At 72.2% G+C, this 20,312-nt stretch carries 23 protein-coding genes and 2 rRNA genes (1 of these 25 only partly in view); 15 read left to right on the top strand and 10 right to left on the bottom strand.

Annotated features, from left to right (window positions below; translation table 11 throughout):
- Positions 1 to 1,124: ribosomal RNA gene (locus tag ACVGV0_RS19560) — 23S ribosomal RNA — on the top strand; it begins 1,972 nt to the left of the window's first position.
- Positions 1,125 to 1,230: 106 nt separating this feature from the next.
- A 5S ribosomal RNA gene (rrf, locus tag ACVGV0_RS19555) occupies positions 1,231 to 1,347 on the top strand.
- Between the two features lie 643 nt (positions 1,348 to 1,990).
- On the opposite strand, the gene ACVGV0_RS19550 is transcribed toward rrf, so the two are convergent.
- A complete protein-coding gene (locus ACVGV0_RS19550) occupies positions 1,991 to 2,749 on the bottom strand; it encodes a TrmH family RNA methyltransferase (RefSeq protein ID WP_459157149.1) in 759 nt (252 codons plus the stop codon).
- A 100-nt stretch (positions 2,750 to 2,849) separates the two neighbouring features.
- Here ACVGV0_RS19550 and ACVGV0_RS19545 point away from each other — a divergent pair, with 100 nt between their 5' ends.
- Complete coding sequence (locus ACVGV0_RS19545) at positions 2,850 to 4,223, top strand: WS/DGAT/MGAT family O-acyltransferase (protein ID WP_459157148.1); 1,374 nt, start codon at positions 2,850 to 2,852, stop codon at positions 4,221 to 4,223.
- Positions 4,220 to 4,732: a DUF6912 family protein gene (locus tag ACVGV0_RS19540; RefSeq protein ID WP_459157147.1), complete on the top strand. Its 513-nt coding sequence runs from the start codon at positions 4,220 to 4,222 to the stop codon at positions 4,730 to 4,732. The genes ACVGV0_RS19545 and ACVGV0_RS19540 overlap by 4 nt, the downstream gene beginning before the upstream one ends.
- A 66-nt stretch (positions 4,733 to 4,798) precedes the next feature.
- On the opposite strand, the gene ACVGV0_RS19535 is transcribed toward ACVGV0_RS19540, so the two are convergent.
- The 3 genes from ACVGV0_RS19535 to aroA form a co-directional block, all read right to left on the bottom strand.
- Positions 4,799 to 5,617: a hypothetical protein gene (locus tag ACVGV0_RS19535; RefSeq protein WP_459157146.1), complete on the bottom strand. Its 819-nt coding sequence runs from the start codon at positions 5,615 to 5,617 to the stop codon at positions 4,799 to 4,801.
- 170 nt (positions 5,618 to 5,787) lie between these two features.
- Complete coding sequence (rsgA, locus tag ACVGV0_RS19530) at positions 5,788 to 6,783, bottom strand: ribosome small subunit-dependent GTPase A (RefSeq protein WP_459160068.1); 996 nt, start codon at positions 6,781 to 6,783, stop codon at positions 5,788 to 5,790.
- Positions 6,780 to 8,063, bottom strand: coding sequence for a 3-phosphoshikimate 1-carboxyvinyltransferase (aroA, locus tag ACVGV0_RS19525; RefSeq protein WP_459157145.1), 1,284 nt, complete (start codon positions 8,061 to 8,063; stop codon positions 6,780 to 6,782). Before aroA ends, rsgA begins: the two co-directional genes overlap by 4 nt.
- 124 nt (positions 8,064 to 8,187) lie before the next feature.
- On the opposite strand from aroA, the gene ACVGV0_RS19520 reads away from it, so the two are divergent.
- Genes ACVGV0_RS19520 through ACVGV0_RS19510 form a run of 3 tightly spaced genes read left to right on the top strand, consistent with a single transcriptional unit; the run spans position 8,188 to position 10,242 of the window.
- Positions 8,188 to 8,913, top strand: a complete 726-nt coding sequence (locus ACVGV0_RS19520; RefSeq protein WP_459157144.1) for an SOS response-associated peptidase — start codon at positions 8,188 to 8,190, stop codon at positions 8,911 to 8,913.
- Between the two features lie 16 nt (positions 8,914 to 8,929).
- Positions 8,930 to 9,634 (top strand): SOS response-associated peptidase, encoded by a 705-nt coding sequence (locus ACVGV0_RS19515; protein WP_459157143.1) that lies wholly within the window; start codon positions 8,930 to 8,932, stop codon positions 9,632 to 9,634.
- The gene (locus tag ACVGV0_RS19510; RefSeq protein ID WP_459157142.1) at positions 9,631 to 10,242 is read left to right on the top strand and encodes an alpha/beta hydrolase family protein; all 612 of its coding nucleotides are present in this window, start codon (positions 9,631 to 9,633) and stop codon (positions 10,240 to 10,242) included. Before ACVGV0_RS19515 ends, ACVGV0_RS19510 begins: the two co-directional genes overlap by 4 nt.
- Here ACVGV0_RS19510 and ybaK read toward each other — a convergent pair whose 3' ends face one another.
- The gene (gene ybaK / locus ACVGV0_RS19505; RefSeq protein ID WP_459157141.1) at positions 10,243 to 10,725 is read right to left on the bottom strand and encodes a Cys-tRNA(Pro) deacylase; all 483 of its coding nucleotides are present in this window, start codon (positions 10,723 to 10,725) and stop codon (positions 10,243 to 10,245) included. It abuts the gene before it with no gap.
- 337 nt (positions 10,726 to 11,062) lie between these two features.
- Between ybaK and ACVGV0_RS19500 the strand changes: the two genes are divergently transcribed.
- Positions 11,063 to 11,767 carry a sigma-70 family RNA polymerase sigma factor gene (locus tag ACVGV0_RS19500; RefSeq protein WP_459157140.1) on the top strand — a complete coding sequence of 235 codons (705 nt, stop codon included), beginning with the start codon at positions 11,063 to 11,065 and terminating at the stop codon, positions 11,765 to 11,767.
- The gene (gene rsrA, locus ACVGV0_RS19495; RefSeq protein WP_459157139.1) at positions 11,764 to 12,135 is read left to right on the top strand and encodes a mycothiol system anti-sigma-R factor; all 372 of its coding nucleotides are present in this window, start codon (positions 11,764 to 11,766) and stop codon (positions 12,133 to 12,135) included. The genes ACVGV0_RS19500 and rsrA overlap by 4 nt, the downstream gene beginning before the upstream one ends.
- 121 nt (positions 12,136 to 12,256) lie before the next feature.
- Here rsrA and ACVGV0_RS19490 read toward each other — a convergent pair whose 3' ends face one another.
- A complete protein-coding gene (locus ACVGV0_RS19490; protein ID WP_459160067.1) occupies positions 12,257 to 12,340 on the bottom strand; it encodes a 50S ribosomal protein bL37 in 84 nt (27 codons plus the stop codon).
- 228 nt (positions 12,341 to 12,568) lie between these two features.
- Between ACVGV0_RS19490 and ACVGV0_RS19485 the strand changes: the two genes are divergently transcribed.
- Together ACVGV0_RS19485 and ACVGV0_RS19480 are read left to right on the top strand one after the other, a co-directional pair.
- The gene (locus ACVGV0_RS19485; protein WP_459157138.1) at positions 12,569 to 12,784 is read left to right on the top strand and encodes a biotin/lipoyl-binding carrier protein; all 216 of its coding nucleotides are present in this window, start codon (positions 12,569 to 12,571) and stop codon (positions 12,782 to 12,784) included.
- A 41-nt stretch (positions 12,785 to 12,825) separates the two neighbouring features.
- Positions 12,826 to 14,319 (top strand): histidine kinase N-terminal domain-containing protein, encoded by a 1,494-nt coding sequence (locus ACVGV0_RS19480; protein ID WP_459157137.1) that lies wholly within the window; start codon positions 12,826 to 12,828, stop codon positions 14,317 to 14,319.
- Positions 14,320 to 14,707: 388 nt separating this feature from the next.
- Here ACVGV0_RS19480 and ACVGV0_RS19475 read toward each other — a convergent pair whose 3' ends face one another.
- The gene (locus ACVGV0_RS19475) at positions 14,708 to 14,965 is read right to left on the bottom strand and encodes a WhiB family transcriptional regulator (protein WP_459157136.1); all 258 of its coding nucleotides are present in this window, start codon (positions 14,963 to 14,965) and stop codon (positions 14,708 to 14,710) included.
- A gap of 244 nt (positions 14,966 to 15,209) precedes the next feature.
- Positions 15,210 to 16,136, bottom strand: a complete 927-nt coding sequence (locus tag ACVGV0_RS19470; protein ID WP_459157135.1) for a diacylglycerol/lipid kinase family protein — start codon at positions 16,134 to 16,136, stop codon at positions 15,210 to 15,212.
- A 402-nt stretch (positions 16,137 to 16,538) separates the two neighbouring features.
- Here ACVGV0_RS19470 and ACVGV0_RS19465 point away from each other — a divergent pair, with 402 nt between their 5' ends.
- Both ACVGV0_RS19465 and arfB read left to right on the top strand, forming a co-directional pair.
- Positions 16,539 to 16,994 (top strand): hypothetical protein, encoded by a 456-nt coding sequence (locus tag ACVGV0_RS19465; protein WP_459157134.1) that lies wholly within the window; start codon positions 16,539 to 16,541, stop codon positions 16,992 to 16,994.
- A 98-nt stretch (positions 16,995 to 17,092) separates the two neighbouring features.
- Positions 17,093 to 17,530 carry an alternative ribosome rescue aminoacyl-tRNA hydrolase ArfB gene (gene arfB / locus ACVGV0_RS19460; protein ID WP_459157133.1) on the top strand — a complete coding sequence of 146 codons (438 nt, stop codon included), beginning with the start codon at positions 17,093 to 17,095 and terminating at the stop codon, positions 17,528 to 17,530.
- On the opposite strand, the gene ACVGV0_RS19455 is transcribed toward arfB, so the two are convergent.
- Together ACVGV0_RS19455 and ACVGV0_RS19450 are read right to left on the bottom strand one after the other, a co-directional pair.
- Positions 17,518 to 18,003, bottom strand: coding sequence for a GNAT family N-acetyltransferase (locus ACVGV0_RS19455; protein ID WP_459157132.1), 486 nt, complete (start codon positions 18,001 to 18,003; stop codon positions 17,518 to 17,520). The two genes, arfB and ACVGV0_RS19455, sit on opposite strands and share 13 nt — an antisense overlap.
- Positions 18,004 to 18,030: 27 nt before the next feature.
- Complete coding sequence (locus tag ACVGV0_RS19450) at positions 18,031 to 18,615, bottom strand: acid phosphatase (RefSeq protein WP_459157131.1); 585 nt, start codon at positions 18,613 to 18,615, stop codon at positions 18,031 to 18,033.
- A 215-nt stretch (positions 18,616 to 18,830) separates the two neighbouring features.
- Here ACVGV0_RS19450 and ACVGV0_RS19445 point away from each other — a divergent pair, with 215 nt between their 5' ends.
- Entirely contained in the window at positions 18,831 to 19,490 is a 660-nt protein-coding gene (locus ACVGV0_RS19445; protein WP_459157130.1) for a DUF1326 domain-containing protein, read from the top strand.
- Between the two features lie 56 nt (positions 19,491 to 19,546).
- Entirely contained in the window at positions 19,547 to 20,287 is a 741-nt protein-coding gene (locus tag ACVGV0_RS19440; protein WP_459157129.1) for a DUF2182 domain-containing protein, read from the top strand.
- Positions 20,288 to 20,312: the final 25 nt, after the last annotated feature.

The raw sequence follows: 20,312 nt of genomic DNA, 5'->3' as shown, positions 1-20,312 counted from the left end.
AAACACAGGTCCACGCGAAGCGTTGTTGCGAGGTATGTGGACTGACGCCTGCCCGGTGCTGGAACGTTAAGAGGAGACGTGAACCCCCGTGGGGGGTGAGGCGTTGAATTGAAGCGCCAGTAAACGGCGGTGGTAACTATAACCATCCTAAGGTAGCGAAATTCCTTGTCGGGTAAGTTCCGACCTGCACGAATGGCGTAACGACTTCTCCGCTGTCTCGACCACAGGCCCGGTGAAATTGCATGACGAGTTAAGATGCTCGTTTCGCGCGGCAGGACGGAAAGACCCCGGGACCTTTACTACAGCTTGGTATTGGTGTTTGGTGCGGCTTGTGTAGGATAGGTGGGAGACTGTGATGCGGGCACGCCAGTGTTCGTGGAGTTGTTGGTGAAATACCACTCTGGTCGTTCTGGGCATCTAACCTTGGTCCGTGATCCGGATTGGGGACAGTGCTTGGTGGGTAGTTTAACTGGGGCGGTTGCCTCCTAAAGGGTAACGGAGGCGTCCAAAGGTCCCCTCAGCTTGGTTGGGAATCAGGCGGTGCGTGTAAGTGCAGAAGGGGGCTTGACTGTGAGACTGACGGGTCGAGCAGGTGCGAAAGCAGGGACTAGTGATCCGGCACTTCTGTGTGGGTGGGGTGTCGCTCAACGGATAAAAGGTACCCCGGGGATAACAGGCTGATCTTGCCCGAGAGTCCGTATCGACGGCAGGGTTTGGCACCTCGATGTCGGCTCGTCGCGTCCTGGGGCTGGAGTTGGTCCCAAGGGTTGGGCTGTTCGCCCATTAAAGCGGCACGCGAGCTGGGTTTAGAACGTCGTGAGACAGTTCGGTCCCTATCCGCCGCGCGCGGAGGAGACTTGCGGAAGGCTGTCCCTAGTACGAGAGGACCGGGACGGACGGACCTCTGGTGTGCCAGTTGTCCCGCCAGGGGCAGGGCTGGTTGGCTATGTTCGGAAGGGATAACCGCTGAAAGCATCTAAGCGGGAAGCCTGTTTCAAGATGAGGTCTCCCTCCCCATGTGGGTTAAGGCTCCCAGGAGATGACTGGGTGGATAGGCTTGGCATGGAAGCGCAGTAATGTGTTTGTGAGTGGACGAGTACTAATCAGCCGAGTGACTTACCAACTCCCCTGTTTGTGGGCTGTTGGGTGGGGTGATGCGTGGGGTGTTCACACCTGCTGATCGGCTTCTCAAGCATCGTCCCCACCACGGTGGTGGTGGGGTGTGGGGTTGTCGGTGGCTATGGCGGGAGGGGTAGGCCCGGTCCCATTCCGAACCCGGTAGCGAAGTCTCCCTGCGCTGATGGTACTGCACTCGGTGGGGTGTGGGAGAGTAAGGCGCCGCCGACACAACACGAAAAAAAGAGGGGTGGGGTTGTTGAGCCCGTCCACGCTGGGAGGACCAGGGGGTTTTCCCGGGCGGGGGTGGGGGTTCCGACTCCACCCCTTTTTTTCGTTGTGTGTGGGCCTGTGTTGGGCCGTGTGGGGTGTGGGTGTGACTCCTGGGTGGGGGTCTCGCCCGCGCCCCTTTCTTTGTGTGTTTTCCCCCTTTTTTTGCCTTTGTTTCCGCGTCGTGTGGCCCCCGGGGGGTGGGGGTCTGGTGGGTGTTTCGGTCGTTGGTTGTCCTGTCCGGGCCCGGTTTCATGTGTCCGGACTTGGCGTGTGTCGGGGGTGCCCTGCGAGGCGTCGGGTGCTCTGCGGGGCGGGGGTGCTCTGCCGGTCCTGTCCGCCCCTCGACCGACATGCCGGTGCGAGCCGGGGGTGGCCCCGTCGGTTCGGTGAGTAGCTGGCTGCGGCGGGCCCGGGCCGGTGCCGCAGCACTCGCTGCGGCACCGGCCAACGGTGAACACCGATCGACGGTGGGCCTCGCCAGGTCAGGACCAGGTCAGGACCAGGTCAGCACCGGGTCAGGCGCCGATCCTGCCGCCGTCGGCGCGCGTGACGGTCACGACCGCGGGCCGCGCTCGGGAGGTACCACCATCGGGCCAGTGCGTCACCGGGTGCGGCGGAGCATTTCGAAGGCGAGCACGGACGCCGCGCTGGCGACGTTGAGCGATTCCACCGCCCCGCGCATCGGAATCCGGATCGTGCCGGCCACGTACGCGCGCACGTCCTCCGAGAGCCCGGCGGTCTCGCTGCCGAGGATGAACGCGGCGCGGTTGCCGAACTCGGCCTCGAAGATGTCCTCCTCGCCGTCGGCGGCCAGTGCGTACAGCGGGTAGCCGGCCTCGCTGAGCAGCTCCGCCGCCTCCCCAGCTGTTTCCGTGCGCAGCACGGGGGCGTGGAAGGCCACCCCCGCCGAGGCCTTCACCACGAGGGGGTCGATGCGCGCGGTGCCGCGGTGCGGCACGACGATCCCGTCGATGCCCGCTGCGGTCGCGGTCCGCAGGACCATCCCCACGTTCGCCGGCGTCGTCAGCCCGTCGAGCAGGAAGACGCTGCGCGGGGCGCGGGCCGGGTCCTCGAGGACGTCGGTGAGGCGCCGCATGCCGCGCGCCACGACGTCCGCGACGACTCCCTGGTCGTGCCTGCCGTTGCCCGCGAGCACCTTCACCCGCTGCGCGCTCGCGCGCTGCACCTTGACGGCGCGGTCCGCGGCGGCCTCCTTGATCTCCTCGACCACGCGACCCTGCATCCCTTCGGCGAGGACGACCTTGTCCACGCGCACGTCCAGGTCGCCGAGCGCTTCGAGGACGGGTTTGCGGCCGTAGACGGTGACGAAGCGGTCCTTGGGTGCCGGTGTCGTGCTCACTCGACCAGTGTGCAACCCGGTGCCGCCCGGTTCGCCCGGACCCCCGGCGAGCCCCCGCAGCGGGTCCGGGCGCGCCCGGCGGTGTGCCAGGATCACGGGCATGTCCGAACGGTTGACCGCTCTCGACGCGTCGTTCCTCTACCTGGAGGAGCGCACCACGCCGATGCACCTGGGCGGTGTGACGGTGTTCGAAGCGCCGGGGCTGGACTACGACACCGTGCTGGAGCTGATCGACCGGCGGCTCAACGCGGTGCCGCGCTACCGGCAGCGGGTCCGGCACGTGCCCGGCCGGTTGGCGCGGCCGGTGTGGGTCGACGACGAGGACTTCGACCTCACCTACCACGTGCGGCGTTCGGCGTTGCCGCGTCCGGGTGATGAGGAGCAGTTGCACGACCTCGTCGCCCGGCTCATGTCGCGGCAGCTCGACCACACGCGTCCCCTGTGGGAGATGTACGTGGTGGAGGGGTTGGCCGGTGACCGGGTCGCCGTGGTCACCAAGGCGCACCAGGCGCTGGTCGACGGTGTCGGCGCGATCGACCCGACTCAGGTGCTGCTCGACGACACGGCGCAGGGCGGCTCGGAGATGTGGGCGCCCCGGCCGGCTCCCGGGCCGGTCGGCCTGCTCGCGGACGCCGGGGTGGAGGCGGTGCAGCGCCCGGGTGCGGTCGTGGAGAACCTGCGCGCCACGGCGGCCGATCTGAACGCGGCGGCGGGCAAGTTCCGCCGCGTCCTCGGCGGGATCGGCTCGGCGGCGTGGTCCGCCGCGGTGCCCGCGCCGAACCGGCCGTTGAACGCGCCGACTTCGCCGCAGCGCCGCTTCGCCGTGGCGCGTGCGGGGCTCGACGAGCTGCGCGCCGTCCGCACCGAGCACGGCACGACCGTCAACGACGTGGTGCTGGCCGTGGTGACCAGCGCCCTGCGGAACTGGTTGCTCTCCCGCGGCGAGCTCGTCGGCTCGGGCGCGAGCCTGCGGGCGATGGTGCCGATGTCCGTCCGGTTCGGCGCGGAGAGCGGGCCGGATTCCGTCGCTCCGTACCTGGTGGACCTGCCGGTGGGGGAGCCGAACCCGACGGTGCGGCTGCACCAGATCAGCCACGTGCTGCGCAGGCACGTGGACTCGGGCCAGTCGGTGGCGGCGGACGCGCTGGTGGCCCTGTCCGGGTTCGCCCCGCCCACGCTGCACGCGCTGGGCGCTAGGGTGGCCAACGGGTTCTCGGATCGCCTGTTCAACGTGCTCGTCACCAACGTGCCGGGGCCGCAGGCCGCGCGGTCGGTGGCGGGCGCGACGATGCGGGAGATGTTCCCAGTGGTACCGCTGGCCAAGAACCAGTCGCTGTCGATCGGCGTGACGTCCTATCGCGGCGACGTGTTCTTCGGGCTCAACGCGGACCGCAACGCGATGTCCGATGTGGAGGTGGTGGCGACGATGCTCACTGAGGCCGTGGACGAGATGCGCGGGACGGTCGCCGGATGAGGGTGTACGTGCCGGCGACGCTGTCCCTGTTGCGGCGCCTCGTCGACGAGCGCCAGCTGTTCCCGCTGGGCGGCAACGCGTTCGCGCTGACCGCCGCGCTGCGCGAGGCCTACGCCAGCGGGGACACCGAGGAGTTGGAGTACGCCGCGCTGCGCGAGGCCGCGCGCGCGTCGCTGCGCCTGCTGGCCACCAACGAGTCGGACAGCTCCGAGGAGGACCACGAGCACCCGCGGCGCGTGGTGCTCTCGGCCGACGTGGACGACGTGACACCGCGGCCCGACCTGGACCACGCGGTGGTGAAGGTCTCCTCGGCTCTCGAGTGGACGCAGGTGGCCGCGGTGCACGTGGACACCGGCGAGGCCGAGGAGGCGGTGCGGGCGGCCGCGTCCGTCGTGGACGCGGCCGATCTCGGCGATGTGGACGCGGAGTTCCAGCTCGGCGAGGCCGAGGACCACGAGCTCGCCTGGTACGCGCCCCAGGAGGTCCCGTTCCTGCTCGAGCTCATGTGAACCGTCCGCGCGGAACCCCGGCCGGGGTTCCGCGCGGATCCGCTGCTGCGCCGGCCGGGTGCCGGGTCAGTTCGGCATCTGCGGCGTGTTGCCGCCCATGCCGGGCATCTCCTGGACCTGGTCGGCCGGCGGGACGGTGATGTCCACCGGCTCGCCCCACTCGCTGTAGTTCACGGTCGTGGTGGTCTCGGGGACCTGCTGGCCCATGATCTCCATGGGCGGCACGACGCTCTTCACCCGGATCGGCAGGTCGTCCTCGCCGACCCACACGGTCTGCCGCAGCTGGTCGACACCGGCGTCGGCAACCGGCTGCAGGATCTTCTTCTGCTGCTCGGGAGCTTCCTGCACGGCCTTGCGCACGTCGGTCACCGTCTCGTACTTGGTGGCCTGCTGCCCGTCGACCTGCTCCTCGCTCGTGTTCGCGATCTCGGTGCCGGGCGGCAGCATGCTCTGCAGGTCCTGGAACTTGGACACGTCGGCGCCCTGCTGCTGGGGCATGCCGGAGATGTCGGTCTTCATCCAGGGCTTGCCGGACTCGCCGCCGAGCTCGGCCATCTGCGGGACCTTCACGTAGACGGCGTCGCCGGTGCTGACCAATTCCTGGTCGCCGCCGCAGGCGACGTCCTGCTTGCCCAGGTCGACCTGGCAGTCGAGGTGCTGCCCGCCCTGCGGGCCGCCGGCGATGTCGATCGCCATGCGCGCGGTGTCCTTGCCGTTCATGCTCTGCGTCGACGCGTCGACGAGGGACGTGACGCTGTCGAACGCGCCACCGCTGGAGTTCTGCCCGCCGTCGCCGGACGAGGAGTCACCGGCGGGGGAGCCGCAGGCGCTCAGCACGGCAGCGGTCAGGGTGACCGCGGAGAGGGTCATCGTCGTACGACGCACGATCCGTCCTTCCTTCGGTGGAATGGCTACGCGGGGGAGCGTAGTCACCGGAGGGGGAGGTGCGTGTCGTTTCGGCGAATTTCACCCGGGTTGGACGCGCCCGGCGGAGCCCTCCGCTCGCCCGGCCCGTTGGGGAGGCGCCGGCCACCGCGGAGGGGCGGCGAGGCCGGTCAGGTCTCCTGGCCCGCGCGGGAGCGCAGCAGGCGGCGCAGGGAGGCCAGCTGGTCGCCGCGCTCCTCCTCGGCGGCGAACGCGTCGAGGTGGCAGTCCGGGTCGTCGATGTGGTCGCAGTGCGGCGAGCACTCCTCGGCGGCAGCGGCGAAGCCCTCGAACACGTCGATGACGTCCTCGGCGGTGACGTGGGCCAGGCCGAACGAGCGGATGCCGGGCGTGTCGACGACCCACCCGCTGCCGGGCAGCGGCAGCGCCACCATCGAGGTCGACGTGTGCCGGCCCTTGCCGACTTCGCTGACCTCGGCCGTGGCGCGCTGCGCGTCCGGGACCACCCGGTTGACCAGGGTCGACTTGCCGACGCCGGAGTGGCCGATGAGGGCGGAGACGCTTCCGGACAGGCAGGAGCGCAGCTCTTCCGGCTCCTCGTCCATCCGGGTGACGATGATCCGCAGGTCCAGCGCGGTGTAGTCGTCGAGGAACGAGCCGGGGTCGGCCAGGTCGGCCTTGGTCAGGCACAGCACCGGGGAGAGCCCCCCGGCGTAGGCGGCGACGAGCGCGCGGTCGACGAACCCGGCGCGCGGCGGGGGGTCGGCCAGCGAGCTGACGATGAGCAGCTGCTCGGCGTTGGCCACCACGACCCGCTCGTACGGGTCGGTGTCGTCGGCGGTGCGGCGCAGCACGCTGCTGCGCTCCTCGACCCGCACGATCCGGGCGAGCGTGCCGGGATCGCCCGAGGTGTCGCCGACGAGGTTGACCCGGTCCCCGACGACGACGGGTGTGCGTTTGAGCTCCCGCGCGCGCATGGCCACCACGGTGCGGTCCGGGTCGCCGTGCAGCGCGCAGGTCCAGCGCCCGCGGTCGACGGCCACGACCATCGCGCTCTCCGCGTCGGCGTGCCGCGGCCGCTGCTTGCTGCGGGGGCGGCTGCCCCGCCGGTTCGGCCTGACCCGCACGTCGGATTCGTCGAGGTCGCGCCAACCGCGGCTCATCAGGCGCTCCCCCGCGCGTCGGTGAGCATGCCGGACCACAGCGCCGGGAAGTTCGGCATCGTCTTGCGGGTGGTGGAGATGTCGTCGATGGCCACCTCGGGCAGCCGCAGGCCGAGGATCGCCCCGGCGGTGGCCATGCGGTGGTCGTCGTAGGTGTGCCAGGTGGCCGCGCGGGGGCTGCGCGGCGGGCCGTCGATGACCAGTCCGTCCTCGGTCTGCTCGGCGGTGCAGCCGACCGCGCCCAGCTCGCGCACGAGGGCGCCGAGCCGGTCGGTCTCGTGCCCGCGGAGGTGGGCGATGCCGCGCAGCTGGGAGCGTCCGTCGGCGAGCGCGGCCAGGGCGGCCACGGTGGGGGTGAGCTCGCCGACGTCGTGCAGGTCCGCGTCGGCCGGCTGCAGCTGTTGCGGCCCCGTCACCGTCAGCCCCGCCTCGTCGAGCCGCACCCGGCAGCCCATCGACTCGAGCAGGCCGCGGATCGCGTCGCCGGCCTGCGTGGTCCGCTGCGGCCACCCGGGCACGGTGACGCTCCCGCCGGTGGCGGCCGCGGCGGCCAGGAACGGGGTGGCGTTGGACAGGTCCGGTTCGACCGCGACGTCGGCGGCGGCGATCTCCGCCGGTGCGACGTGCCAGACGTCCGCGGTGGAGGTGTCCACGTGCACGCCGCGCTCGGCGAGCATGGCCACGGTCATGTCGATGTGCGGCAGCGACGGCACGGGCGGGCCCGCGTGCGTGACGGTCAGCCCCTCGCCGAACCGCGCGGCCGACAGCAGCAGACCGGAGACGAACTGCGAGGACGCGGACGCGTCGATGGTCACCGCGCCGCCCGCGAGACCGCCGGTGCCGTGCACGGTGAACGGCAGCGCGTCGCCGTCCACGTTCGCGCCGAGCGCGCGCAGCGCGGACACCATGGGGCCGAGGGGCCGCTCGCGCGCCCGGGGGTCGCCGTCGAAGCGGATCTCGCCCTTGGCCAGGGCGGCCATCGGGGGCACGAAGCGCATCACGGTGCCGGCCAGGCCGCAGTCCACGTCGGCGGGACCGTGCGGCGTGTCGGGCTCGACGACCCAGGAGTCCTCGTCGCCGTCCCGCACCGCCGCGCCCAGCGCGCGCACCGCCGAGGCCATGAGTTCGGTGTCCCGGCTGCGCAGCGGTCCGCGGATGGTGGACGGTCCGGTGCCCAGGGCGGCGAGCACCAGCGCCCGGTTGGTGATCGATTTCGAACCGGGCACGGGCACGGTGGCCTCCACCGGGCCGGTGGCGACGGGAGCGGGCCATGGCTGCGTCATGCCCGCAATGATTCCGTACTCGTGCGCTGAGGTGCAGCGGTGGGGGTGCGCGCGCGCCGCGCGTGCGGTTGCCTGGGGGAGGGCGCTCGTTCGCGCGGGCGGGCGCCGCCGAGGAGGTGGGGCGATGTGCGGCAGGTACGCATCGACGAAGGGCCCGGCCGCGTTGGCCCGGGAGTTCGCCGCCGTGGACGCCACCGGCGGTGCGGCCCCCGGCGCGGACTTCAACGTGGCACCGACCAAGGAGGTGCTCGGCGTGGCCGAGCGCCCCCCGCGGCAGGACGGCGGCGGGGGCGGTGAGCGCGAGGTCCGCGTGCTGCGCTGGGGGCTCGTGCCGCACTGGGCGAAGGATCCGGCGATCGGCAACCGGATGATCAACGCGAAGGCGGAGACGGTGACCGACAAGCCGGCGTTCCGGGCGCCGATCCGCCGCAACCGCTGCCTGGTGCCCGCCGACGGCTGGTACGAGTGGCAGCCCACCGGCGCGGGCAAGCAGCCGTACTTCATGACCACCGGCGACGGTTCCTCGCTGGCCCTGGCCGGAATCTGGTCGGTGTGGCGCGACCCGTCCGCCGCGGAGGAGGCGCCGCCGCTGGTGACGTGCTCGGTGCTGACCACCCGCTCGGTGGGGCGGCTGCGGTCGATCCACGAGCGGATGCCGCTCCTGCTGCCGGCCGGGGTGTGGGGCGAGTGGCTCGACCCGGACGTGCGGGACGTGTCCGACCTGCTGGGGCCTCCGGCGGAGGACTTCGTGGACGAGCTGGTCCTGCGGCCGGTCTCCACCCGGGTGAACAACGTGCGCAACAATGGCCCCGAACTCGTCGAGCGCGTCCGGGCGGCGGACGCCGGGTGAAGCGAAGGGAGCGGTGATGTGCGGTCGCTACGCCGTGCACCGCGATCCCGCCGCGCTGGCCGCGGAGTTCGCGGCCGCGGACAAGATCGGTGCGCACCTCGGCCCGGACTGCAACGTGACACCTGCCAGGACGGTGCCGATCGTGGTGCAGCGCGGTGCCGAGCGCAGTCTGCGGCCGGTGCGGTGGGGGCTGCTGCCGGAGTGGGCCGCCGAGGACGCCAAACCGCTGATCAACGCGCGCGCCGAGACGCTGACGCGCAAGCCCGCGTTCGCCGAGGCGGCGGCGCGGCGGCGCTGCCTCATGCCGGCCACCGGCTGGTACGAGTGGCAGCCCGGTCGGCGGCAGCCGTTCCTGTGCACGCGGCGGGACGGTGACGCGAGCCTGGCGATGGCCGCGGTGTTCACGGCCCGCCGGGTCGCCGACCGCAGCGATCCCCTGGTCACCTGCGCTGTGGTCACCACCGCCGCCGCGGGGGAGTTCGCCGGGATCCACCCGCGGATGCCCCTGGTGCTGCCGCGCCAGCGGTGGGCGGAGTGGTTGGATCCGGAGCGCACGGTGATCGACGAGCTGCTCGCTCCGGTTCCGGAGATGCTGGCGGACATCACGGTCCAGCCCGCGCCCGTCGAGGTGAACAACATGCGCAACAACCACGCCGGGCTGCTCGACCCGGCCGCCGCCGAACCGGACCCCGCTGTGCAGACCGCGCTGTTCGAGTCATGACGACGCTCGACCTGACCACCCCGCACGGCCCGGCGCGCGCCACGCTGCACTGCGCCTCGGAGGGCCGCGCCCTGCTGCTGCTCGGGCACGGCGCGGGCGGCGGCGTCGACGCGGCCGACCTCGTGGCGGTGACGCGCACGGCCACCGACGCCGGGGTGCACGTGGCGCTGGTGGAGCAGCCCTACCGCGTGGCCGGCCGGCGCGCCCCCGCCCCCGCGCGGCAGCTCGACGCGGCGTGGCTGGCGGTGGCCGAGGAGCTGGACAAGCGGCGGTTCAGCGACCTGCCGTGGATCTTCGGCGGGCGTTCCGCGGGGGCGCGGGTGGCCTGCCGCACCGCCGAGGAGGGCGGGGCCTCGGCGGTGCTGTGCCTGGCGTTCCCGCTGCACCCGCCGGGCAAGCCGGAGAAGTCGCGCCTGTCCGAGCTGGCGGAGGTGGACCTGCCGGTGCTGGTGGTGCAGGGCGAGCGCGACGCGTTCGGCCAGCCGCCGCCCACGCACGAGCGCGAGGTGGTGCTCGTGCCCGGGGACCACGCGCTGCGCGCCGACGTGGCCGCCGTCTCGCGCGCGGTCGACGAGTGGCTGACCCGGATCCTCCGGTTGATCGACTGACTAGCCCGCTCCGGTGATGTCGGCGACGCGGGCGTCGAGCAGGGCGACGAGGTCCTGCGGGGCGAGTTCGATCTGCAGACCGCGCCGGCCGCCGCTGCAGAGGACCGTCGCGTGCTCGAGCGCCCCGGCGTGCACCACGGCGGGCAGCCGCTTCCGCTGCCCGAGCGGGGAGATGCCGCCGGCCACGTAGCCGGTGGCGCGCTCGGCGGCCTCCGCGTCGGCCATCCGCCCCTTCTTGCCGCCGGCAGCCGCGGCGAGCGCTTTGAGGTCGAGCTGCTCGGCGGTCGGCACCACCGCGGCGGTCAGCGTGCCGTCCACGTCGGCGATGAGCGTTTTGAGCAGCCGCTCGGGTGCGACGCCGAGGCGTTCGGCGGCTTCGCGGCCGAAGGACTCGGCGCGCGGGTCGTGCTCGTACTCGTGCAGCCGGTGAGTGGTGCCGCGCTGGGAGAGCAGCTTCGTGGCCGGGGTGCCCTTGCCTGCCATGCCCGGCAGTGTAGGCCGGGTGATCGCGGCGGAGCCGGAAGAGCGCGGTGGGGTGCGGACGGTGCTGTGCGCTGCGCGGAGCTTCGCGTCACCGGTTCGGGCGTGGCGCAGGACACCGGCGCGGGAGCGGAATAGCGGACCGCGGTGGGCCGTTGAACGCGGTGTGAGACGCGATTCGACTTGCGTGCTGGACCGCCCCGACCGGGTCAGCGGTGGCGACGACTCGTCTTCCGTGCGCACTCCCGGGTCCCCGGTATCCTGGGAGACGGACCATGCGCGCGGGCGCATGGGATCATCGTCGACCCCGAGCTCGTCGCAGCGACGGGAAAGGAGCCCGGTGCCCAGCACCTCAGGCAACGAGACCGAATCCCGGGACGCCACGGGAACGGCCGCGCGGGCCGAGGACGCCCGGTCGGCGGTTTCCGGGCAGGAGTCCGCCGCGGAGGAGGAGAGCGATCAGGAACGCGCCGCGCGGTTCGAGCGCGACGCGATGCCGCTGCTGGACCAGCTGTACGGCGCCGCTCTGCGGATGACGCGCAACGCGCAGGACGCCGAGGACCTCGTGCAGGAGACGTACCTCAAGGCGTACTCCGCCTTCCGGACGTTCACCCGGGGGACGAACCTCAAGGCGTGGTTGTACCGGATCCTCACCAACACCTACATCAACGGCTACCGCAAGCGGCAGCGCCAGCCGCAGCAGCAGCCGACCGACGAGATCGCCGACTGGCAGCTGGCCCAGGCGGAGAACCACTCGTCGACGGGCTTGCGGTCCGCGGAGGTGGAGGCCCTCGACCGGCTGCCGGACAGCGACGTGAAGAACGCGCTGCAGCAGCTCGCCGAGGAGTTCCGCATGGTCGTGTACCTGGCGGACGTGGAAGGCTTCGCCTACAAGGAGATCGCCGAGATCATGGACACTCCGATCGGCACGGTGATGTCGCGGCTGCACCGCGGGCGCCGCCAGCTCCGCGACATGCTCGCCGACGTGGCCCGTGACCGCGGTCTCATGCGGGCCCGGCAGCAACAGGAGGTGAGCACGTCATGAACGGGCACGAGTCCCAGGGACGCGAGTCCCACGAGGCCTCTTGCGAGGACGTGCTCTCCGAAGTCTGGCTCTTCCTCGACGACGAGTGCGACGAGCAGCGCCGGGCCGCGGTGCAGCGCCACCTGGACGACTGCGGTTCCTGCCTGGAGCACTACGGCATCGAGGAGCACATCAAGGCGCTGCTGCACCGCAAGTGCCAGGGCGACCACGCGCCGACCGAGCTGCGGGAACGGCTGCGGTCCTCGATCCGCGACGCGGTGCTGCGGCAGGCGCAGGTCACCGTGGAGGAGGGGCCCAGCGGAACCTCGGTGGAGGTGCGGACGTGGGAGCAGTCCTCCGCGCGCTCCTGGGAGGCCTCGGGCGACTGACGGGGACAGCACTTCTCGCCGTCCTCGGGGGAGCCGCACGCGGGAACCCGCCGACGTGAAAAACCCCGGATGGTGACTCCAGCGGAGTCCGCATCCGGGGTTTTCTGACGTCGCGCACCGCTCAGCCGCGCCCGGCGTTGGGACGCTTGCCGTGGTTGGCGTTGTTCTTGCGGCGGTCCTTCTTCTTGCGGGCCCGCTTACCCATGGCCTCTCCCTCAGGTTGGCTTGCGTCACCAGCCGACCCTGGGCGTCGCGCGAGCGGCGTCTCGCCGATGAACACCCGGCCAAGCTGGGCTTTTCCGCCCCCCAGTCTGCCATGGCCACCACCTGGTGCCGTGGGGTGGTGGCGTTCGTGGTTTCCTTGTCGTGTCCGTTGTCGGAGGCCCGTCGGCTCGTCGGCTCGGAGGACGCGGCGGGTGCGAGGAGGGAAGCGATGGCCGAGGAGATCCGCGCTGAACTGGTCGCCAACGTCATGTCGGTGTCCGTGGTGACGGGTGACGCGGTGGACAGCGGCGACTCGGTGGTCATGCTGGAGTCGATGAAGATGGAGATCCCGGTGCTGTCCGAGTCCGCCGGAACGGTGCGCGAAGTCGCCGTGCACAGCGGTGACGTGGTGCGCGAGGGCGATCTGATCGCGGTCGTGGAGTGAGCCGTGCCCGAGCGAACGCCCCCGAGGAGCGAGGTCGCCCGGTGTCCACGCTGAGTGATCTGCTGGCGGAGCACACCCGGCTGTCCGGTGCGGCGGCGGACCACCTGCAGCTGGTCGTCGCCGAGTGGCAGCTGCTGTCCGACCTGTCGTTCGCGGACTTCCTGCTGTGGGTGCCGGTCGGGCCGGAGGAGGATCCGACGAACCGGTTCATCTGCGTCGCGCAGGCCCGGCCGACCACCGCGCCCACGGCCCACCCGGAGGACGTGGTCAGCAGCGAGGTCACCGAGGAGGAGCACCCGCAGCTGCGCCGCGCGGCGTTCGAGGGGCGCATCTGCCGCGAGGAGGACCCGCGGTGGCACCTGGGGGTGCCGGTGCGGCGCGAGACGATCCCGGTGCGCCTCGGCGACGACGTCATCGCGGTGCTCGGCCGGGACACGAACCTGGCGGTGCCGCGCGTGCCGAGCCCGCTGGAGATCTCCTACCTGGGCAGCGCCGCGGACCTGTGCCAGATGGTGGCCGACGGGACGTTCCCGACCCCGGAGCCGGCTCCGGACGTGCACACCAGCCCGCGCGTGGGGGACGGCCTGGTGCGGCTGGACAGCGCGGGCACCGTGGTGTTCGTCAGCCCGAACGCGCTGTCGGCCTACCACCGCATGGGGCACGCGGCCGATCTCGTGGGGGCGCAGCTGGCGCCGCTGACCCGGTCGCTGCTGTCGGACCCGTTCGACGCGGACGAGGTCGTCCAGCGGATGCGCCGCGCGGTCACCGGCGAGCCGAGCATGCGGATCGAGGCGGAGGCCCGCGGCGCCACGGTCCTGTTCCGCGCGCTGCCGCTGTACCCGCGGGGGCAGAGCGCCGGGGCGCTGGTGCTGGTGCGGGACGTCACCGAGGTCAAGCGGCGCGACCGGGCGCTGATGTCGAAGGACGCGACGATCCGGGAGATCCACCACCGGGTGAAGAACAACCTGCAGACCGTGGCCGCGCTGCTGCGGTTGCAGGGGCGGCGCACGGGCAACGCGGGTGCGCGTTCGGCGCTGGACGAGTCGGTGCGGCGGGTGACGTCGATCGCGCTGGTGCACGAGACGCTGTCCATGTCGGTGGACGAGCGGGTGGACCTCGACGACGTGGTCGACCGGGTCATCCCGGTGATGAGCGATGTGGCCACCGCGGACACCGGTGTGCAGGTCGCTCGGGAAGGCCGGTTCGGGGTGGTCGCGGCGGAGTTGGCCACGCCGCTGGTGATGGTGTTGACCGAGCTCGTGCAGAACGCGCTGGAGCACGCGTTCGCGGACGGTCAGGGCGGCGAGGTCGTCGTGCGGGCGGAGCGCTCGGCGCGTTGGCTCGACGTCGTCATCTCCGATGACGGGCGCGGGCTGCCGAAGGGCTTCTCCCTGGAGCGCGCCGAGCACCTCGGCCTGCAGATCGTGCGGACGCTCGTGGAGTCCGAACTGCGCGGCTCGCTGAGCCTGCGCACTCGGCAGCAGCAGAGCGGCACCGAAGCGGTGCTCCGGGTGCCGCTCAAGTACCGCCGGTGAGCGCCGCTCCGCGCGGGAACCCGGCGCCGGGTGCGGGCTCCGCCGGTGGATGCGCTGCTCGGTTGCTCCTCGACGGACCCTCGTCGAGGAATCCTCCGATGCAGCGCATCCGCGGGCGAGATCTCGGCTCCGCGGGTGCGGGGCCGGGCGCCCGTGCGTCCGGCGAAGCCCTGCGATGGCGGTCGCATCGCGGTCGGTGGTGCGTCGATGGCTGGTGCGCTCGGAACGGGGTGCGCACCGGAGACCGATCCGCCGCGGCAGCCGCGGCGTCGACGCTGATCGGCCGGGGGTGTGATCGGTTACGGGGGTTCGGTGCCGAGTTCCCTTCAGACGACGTGGGGTCGGGTGTGGACGTCGCGTCCGGCCCCACGTGGGGTGAAGGGACGGCTCAGGCGTTGCTCCGGGTGCGGGTGGTGCGCGAGTTGCGGCGCTTGAGCGCACGCCGCTCGTCCTCGCTCATGCCGCCCCAGACGCCCGCGTCCTGGCCGGTCTCCAAGGCCCAGGCAAGGCACTCGGAGACGACGGGGCAACGGCGGCACACGGCCTTCGCCTCGTTGATCTGCAGCAACGCGGGCCCGCTGTTCCCCACGGGGAAGAACAGTTCGGGGTCCTCGTCACGGCAAACCGCGCGGTCGCGCCAGTCCATCGTCCTTGCTCCTCGCTAGGCGCGCTTGCGCGCGCCGGTCGTCGTTCGGGGTGTTTGTGAATGCTTTCACGGAGTCCGTGCGCTTGTGAATGCTTTCACGAACTGCCGCGATGTCAAGGGGTCGATCTTGTCCGGTGAGCGAGCTCACTCGGATGATCGACGGTGCTTGACCAGGGGTTTGTTCGACGATGGTGCACACGTGGGAGCCCCGTGCGCACGTCGAAGCGCATCCGTTGCGGGAAGGTTATACGGCGACGCGGAGTGCGGCCGGTGCTGAGCGGAAGACCACCTCGGACCGCTCACCCGCGCTGTCGCCGTCGACCTGAAGCCGCGACGGCACATGACAGGTTACGCACAGACGTGCCACGTTCGCACGCCAAAATGAGTTTCTCCCGTGTGGTTTCCCTCTATCGCGGAGTGCTGTCGCGACACATGACAACACTGCGTGAGCACGCATGCTGCGCAGGCCGACGACACCGAGGCCGTCGTCAAAGCTCGTACCAGGAGAAATGCGCACAGGGCGGGAGCCGAGGTAGGTCCACGGGTCCGTGTTGGCCACGAAAACTGTGCGCAAGTCGTCCACCGGCGGAGTGTCATCAGCACGAACCGTGATCATCTCCGCGCGGCGGGCCACGTGGAAGTAGCGCTCCAGCGCGGTGCGCGCGTAGAGCCCGGGCGTGACCGGGCGTCCCCGCTCGCGGTGCCGTTCGACCGCGGCGACGACCTCGGCGTCCCAGCCGATGCCGGCGTTGAAGGTGAACCAGCGCTCGTCGGCGCGGCCCAGGCTCACCCAGCGGGTGCGGCCCTCGTGCAGCGCGCGCAGCAGCCAGTGCGTCGCCTCGATCGGATCGCGGGGCATGCCGAGCGCGCGGGCGAAGACGTTCGCCGAGCCACCGGGCACCACGCCGAGCAGCGGCAGCGCGGGGTCGCCCGGCTCGCGCTCGGCCAGCACGCCGTTGACCACTTCGTTGACCGTGCCGTCGCCGCCGTGGGCGATGAGCGCGTCCACGCCCTCGCGGGCGGCCGCCTGCGCCGTCTCGGCGGCGTGGCCCGCGCAGCGCGTCTCCACCACGTCCAGCTCGAGCTCGCTGGCCAGCGCGTGGGCGAGCACGTCGCGCCCCGCCGCGGTGGTGGCGGTCGCCTGCGGGTTGACCACGAGGATGGCACGCACGGGCAGCAGCCTATGCCAGCGCGCGTCGATCTCCGGGACCGGGAAGCGGGTGCCGGGGAAGCGGGCCCCGCAGACGGTGCTGGTGCCGGAGGGGCGGTGTCGGCGCGCGGCGGGCGGTGCACCCCGGAGCACGCCCGACGCGCGACACCCGACAACCCGGTCACGACGGTGCGGAACACCCCGAAAGCCCGCCTGTGCGCCGTGACCTTGCCCCCATCATGGACCGTGCGGACGCTCGCAGTCATGCGGCGTTCGGGCGTATTACCATCGAGGAGTGCGCACGTTCAGTGACCACCGGGCCCAGTGGTACCCGCGATCCAGTGGCCCCCGCGATCCAGTGGCACCCGGGCCCGGTGACCGCTGCGCCTCCCACCTCCGCGATGTCCGGAAAGGCGTGTTCCCGTGTCCGCTGAAGCATCCGCGCCCGGCCCCTCGATTCCGCGGAGCGTGCGGGTCGCCGGAGCGATCACGACCCTGCAGGCGCTCGTCGGGTGGGGGTTCGTCGTCGCCCTGCTGATCCGCGGCACGTCCGACGAGCTCGGCGCGGTCGGCACGCTGCACCGGCAGCAGACCTACGGCGAAGCCGGCTACTACGCCTTCCTCGCCGCCTGCGTGCTCGCCGCGGGGATCGGACTGCTCACGGGCAAGCACTGGGCGCGCACGCCCGCGCTGCTGCTGCAGCTGCTGCTGCTCGGCACGGCCTGGTACGCGATGGGGCCCTCCGACCGCCCGTCCGTCGCGTTCGCGCTGGCGGTGCCCGCCGTGGCGGTGCTGTACTTCCTGTTCAACCGCGACGGGCGCGCCTGGTCCTGGAACGCGGGGATGGCGCCGGACGCGGAGCGCTCCGAATCGGGGTAGGTGTTCGACGTGTCCGACCGGCACCTCCGCCCCGGCGCGCACGCCCCGGGGCGGCGCCACCCCGCACGATCGGGCCGCCCCGCGCGGGTGGGACCGCGGTGACCGCCCCCGGTTCGGACCTGCGCGTCGCGCGGCGGCTGGTGATCGCCCGCGGTGAGCTCGCCGAGCGGTTCACCCGCTCGTCCGGGCCGGGCGGGCAGGGCGTCAACACCACGGCCTCGCGCGTGGAGCTGTCGCTCGACCTCGCGCGTTCGCCGTCGGTTCCCGAGGACCTGCGGCAGCGGATCCTGGCGCGGTTGGCCCACCGGCTCGCCGGCGGGGTGCTGACCATCGCCGCGAGCGAGCACCGCGAGCAGCGGCGCAACCGCGAAGCCGCCAGGGCCCGCCTGGTCGCCGTGCTCCGCGAGGCCGCGGCGCCGCCGCCCCGGAAGCGCCGCCCGACGAAGCGCACGCGCGGTTCGCAGGAGCGGCGGATCGCGGCGAAGAAGCACCGCGGACAGCTCAAGCGCGGCCGCAGCGGCCGCTACGACGACTGACCGCCCTGCTCGGCGAACGCCTGCAGGGCCCGCCCGGTGAGCCGGTAGCCCGTCCACTCGTCGAGCGCGCCGGCCCCGGCGGCCTCGTAGAAGCGGATGGCGGGTTCGTTCCAGTCGAGCACCGACCACTCCAGCCGGGCGTAGCCGTGCTCGAGGCACTCGCGGGCGAGCGCCCGCAGCAGCGTCCGGCCGAACCCGTGGCCGCGGTGCTCCGGGCGGACGTAGAGGTCCTCCAGGTAGATGCCGTGCACGCCCTCCCACGTGGAGAAGTTCAGGAACCACAGGGCGAAGCCGGCGACCCGGCCCCCGTGCTCGGCGACGTGGCCGAACAGCGCCGCGTCCTCGGCGAACAGCGCGTTCTTCAGCGCCTCGGTGGTGAGGTGGCACTGCTCGGCGGCCCCCTCGTAGTGCGCGAGCTCGTGCACCAGCTCGACGACGGCGGGCGCGTCGGCCTCGGTGATCCGGCGAATCATGCTTCCCTCCGCGGTCAGTCCGCGCGTTCAGTCCACGGGCGGAACGTTGGCGTGCACGAGCTGCGGAACGCCGCGCTCGTGGCCGAGCACGGTGATGCAGGCGGCGTCGAGCGCGAAGCGGACCCCGTCGGGGACCGGGCGGTCCAGCCAGCGCGCGACCAGGCAGCGGCTGAAGTGGCCGTGCCCGACGAGGACGACGTCGGAGCCGGCGGTGCGGGCGCGGGAGAGCACCGCGTCGGCCCGCTGCGCGACCTGCTCGGCCGTCTCCCCGCCGGGCACCCCGTGCGTCCACAGCGTCCAGCCGGGCACCTCCTCGCGGATCTCCGGGGTGGTGCGGCCCTCGCAGTCGCCGTAGTCCCACTCCGCCAGCCGCGGTTCCACCGCGGAGGGGTCGAGCCCCGCCAGCCGGGCGGTCTCCTGCGCGCGCTGCCGCGGGCTCACCAGCACCAGCGCGGGGGCGGTGCCGCGCAGCGCGGCCAGGGAGTGGCCGGCGCGCTCGGCGGCCCGCTCGCCGGCGGGGGTGAGCGGGATGTCGGTGCGGCCGGTGTGCCGGCCGCTGCTGGACCACGCGGTCTCGCCGTGGCGCAGGAGGTAGATGCGGTGTTCTGCCACGCCCGGAGAGCGTAGAGAACGGCGCGGAGCGGAGCGTTCGGTGGCACCCGGTCCGCCCGCGGTGGTCCGCCGGGCGCGGTGCGAGGCGTCCCGCGCCGGCTCCGAACTCCGTCGCCAGTTCCTCCGGACGAGGGGCCGGAACGTGTTGACAGGTGCCCTCGTCCAAAGAGGACACTACGGGTGGTAGTCGGTTGCTACTGAGGGTGAGGCCCGTCATGACTACCTCCACTGCCCCGAATTGGCGGCTCAAGGGCGTGTGGTTCGACGCGTGCAAGTGCGAGATCCCCTGCCCCTGCTCCTTCGCCCAACCCCCCACCTACGGCGATTGCAGCGGCGTCCTGCTCTGGCACGTCCGTGAAGGCGCCTACGGCAGCACCGGGTTGGACGGTCTCAACGTCGTGATGCTCAGCTCGTTCGTCGGCAACGTCTGGAGCGGGGAGCACGAGGAGGCGTACGCGGCGGTGTTCCTCGACGAACGCGCGGACGAGGACCAGCGCGCGGCGCTGCACGCGATCTTCGGCGGCGAGGCGGGCGGCTGGCCCGCGCAGTTCGGAGCGATGTTGGGCCCGGAGATCCTGGGGATGGAAAGCGCGCCCATCGAGGCGGTGATCGAGGACGACCTCGCGCGGTGGAGCGTGCGCATCCCGGGCAAGGCCGAGGCCGCCGTCGAGGCGTTGAGCGGTCCGACCGCGACCGCGGGGGAGCGGGTGCAGGTGCACAACCTGCCCGGAGCCGAAGTGGGGCCGGGGCAGGGACCGGCGACGTGGGGCAGGGCCACCGCTGATCGCGCCGATGCGTTCGGCTTCTCGTGGGACCGCTCCGGCCGTTCCAGCAAGCTCATACCGTTCGAGTGGTCGGGTCCCGATACGCCGTGACCGCGCGGACGGGCGCGCGGCGGCCGCGTGCGCGGTCGGGCGCGGAACTGCTCCTGGTGGGAACGCTGCTCGTGCTCGCCGGGCTGGCCTGGCTGCTGACCAGCGACCTCGCCACGCCCGGCATGCGGCTCGGGATCCTCACCGGAGCTCGGCCCGTGCGGTCGCACGGGGCCGAAGGGATCCGGTTCGGCCTGTTCCTGGTGACGTGGGTGGTGATGATGGCGGCGATGATGCTGCCCGCCATCACGCCGTTCACCGTGGGCATCGGCCGCGTGATGCGGGCCCGGCGCGCGGGCACCGGCACCGCGGCCGCGTTGACCACCGGCTACCTGCTGGCGTGGGGCACGACGGGCCTCGTCGCGTACCTGCTGCTGCGCGGGTTCGACGCGGTCGCTGCCGCGGGCGGCACGACGGCCGTCCGGGCCGGTGCGGTGGTCCTGCTGGTCGCGGGCGCGTTCCAGTTCACCCGCTTCAAGCAGTGGTGCCTGGTGCACTGCCGATCGCCGATGGCCCTGCTCGTCCAGCACGGCGAGCGGGCCACCCGCAGCCGCGGCGGAGCGCTGCTGGTGGGTTCCGGTCACGGCGCTTACTGCATCGGTTGCTGCTGGGCGCTGATGCTCGTGCTGCTGGCCGCCGGGATGATGAGCCTCGTCTGGATGGCGGGCGTCGCGGCGCTGGTGACCCTCGAGAAGGTCCTCCCCCGCGGCCAACTGGTCAGTTTCGCGATCGGCGCGTTGCTGGTCGGCGCCGCTGTCGTCCTGCTCGCCGGCCCCGGGCTGGTGAGCGCCGCGAGCTAGGCGCGCTGTCCGGGCGCGTCGGGGC

The sequence above is a fragment of the Salinifilum ghardaiensis genome, assembly GCF_054491345.1.
The sequence above is the reverse complement of the archived record's forward strand: the minus strand, read 5'-3'. Positions and strand labels throughout refer to the sequence as shown.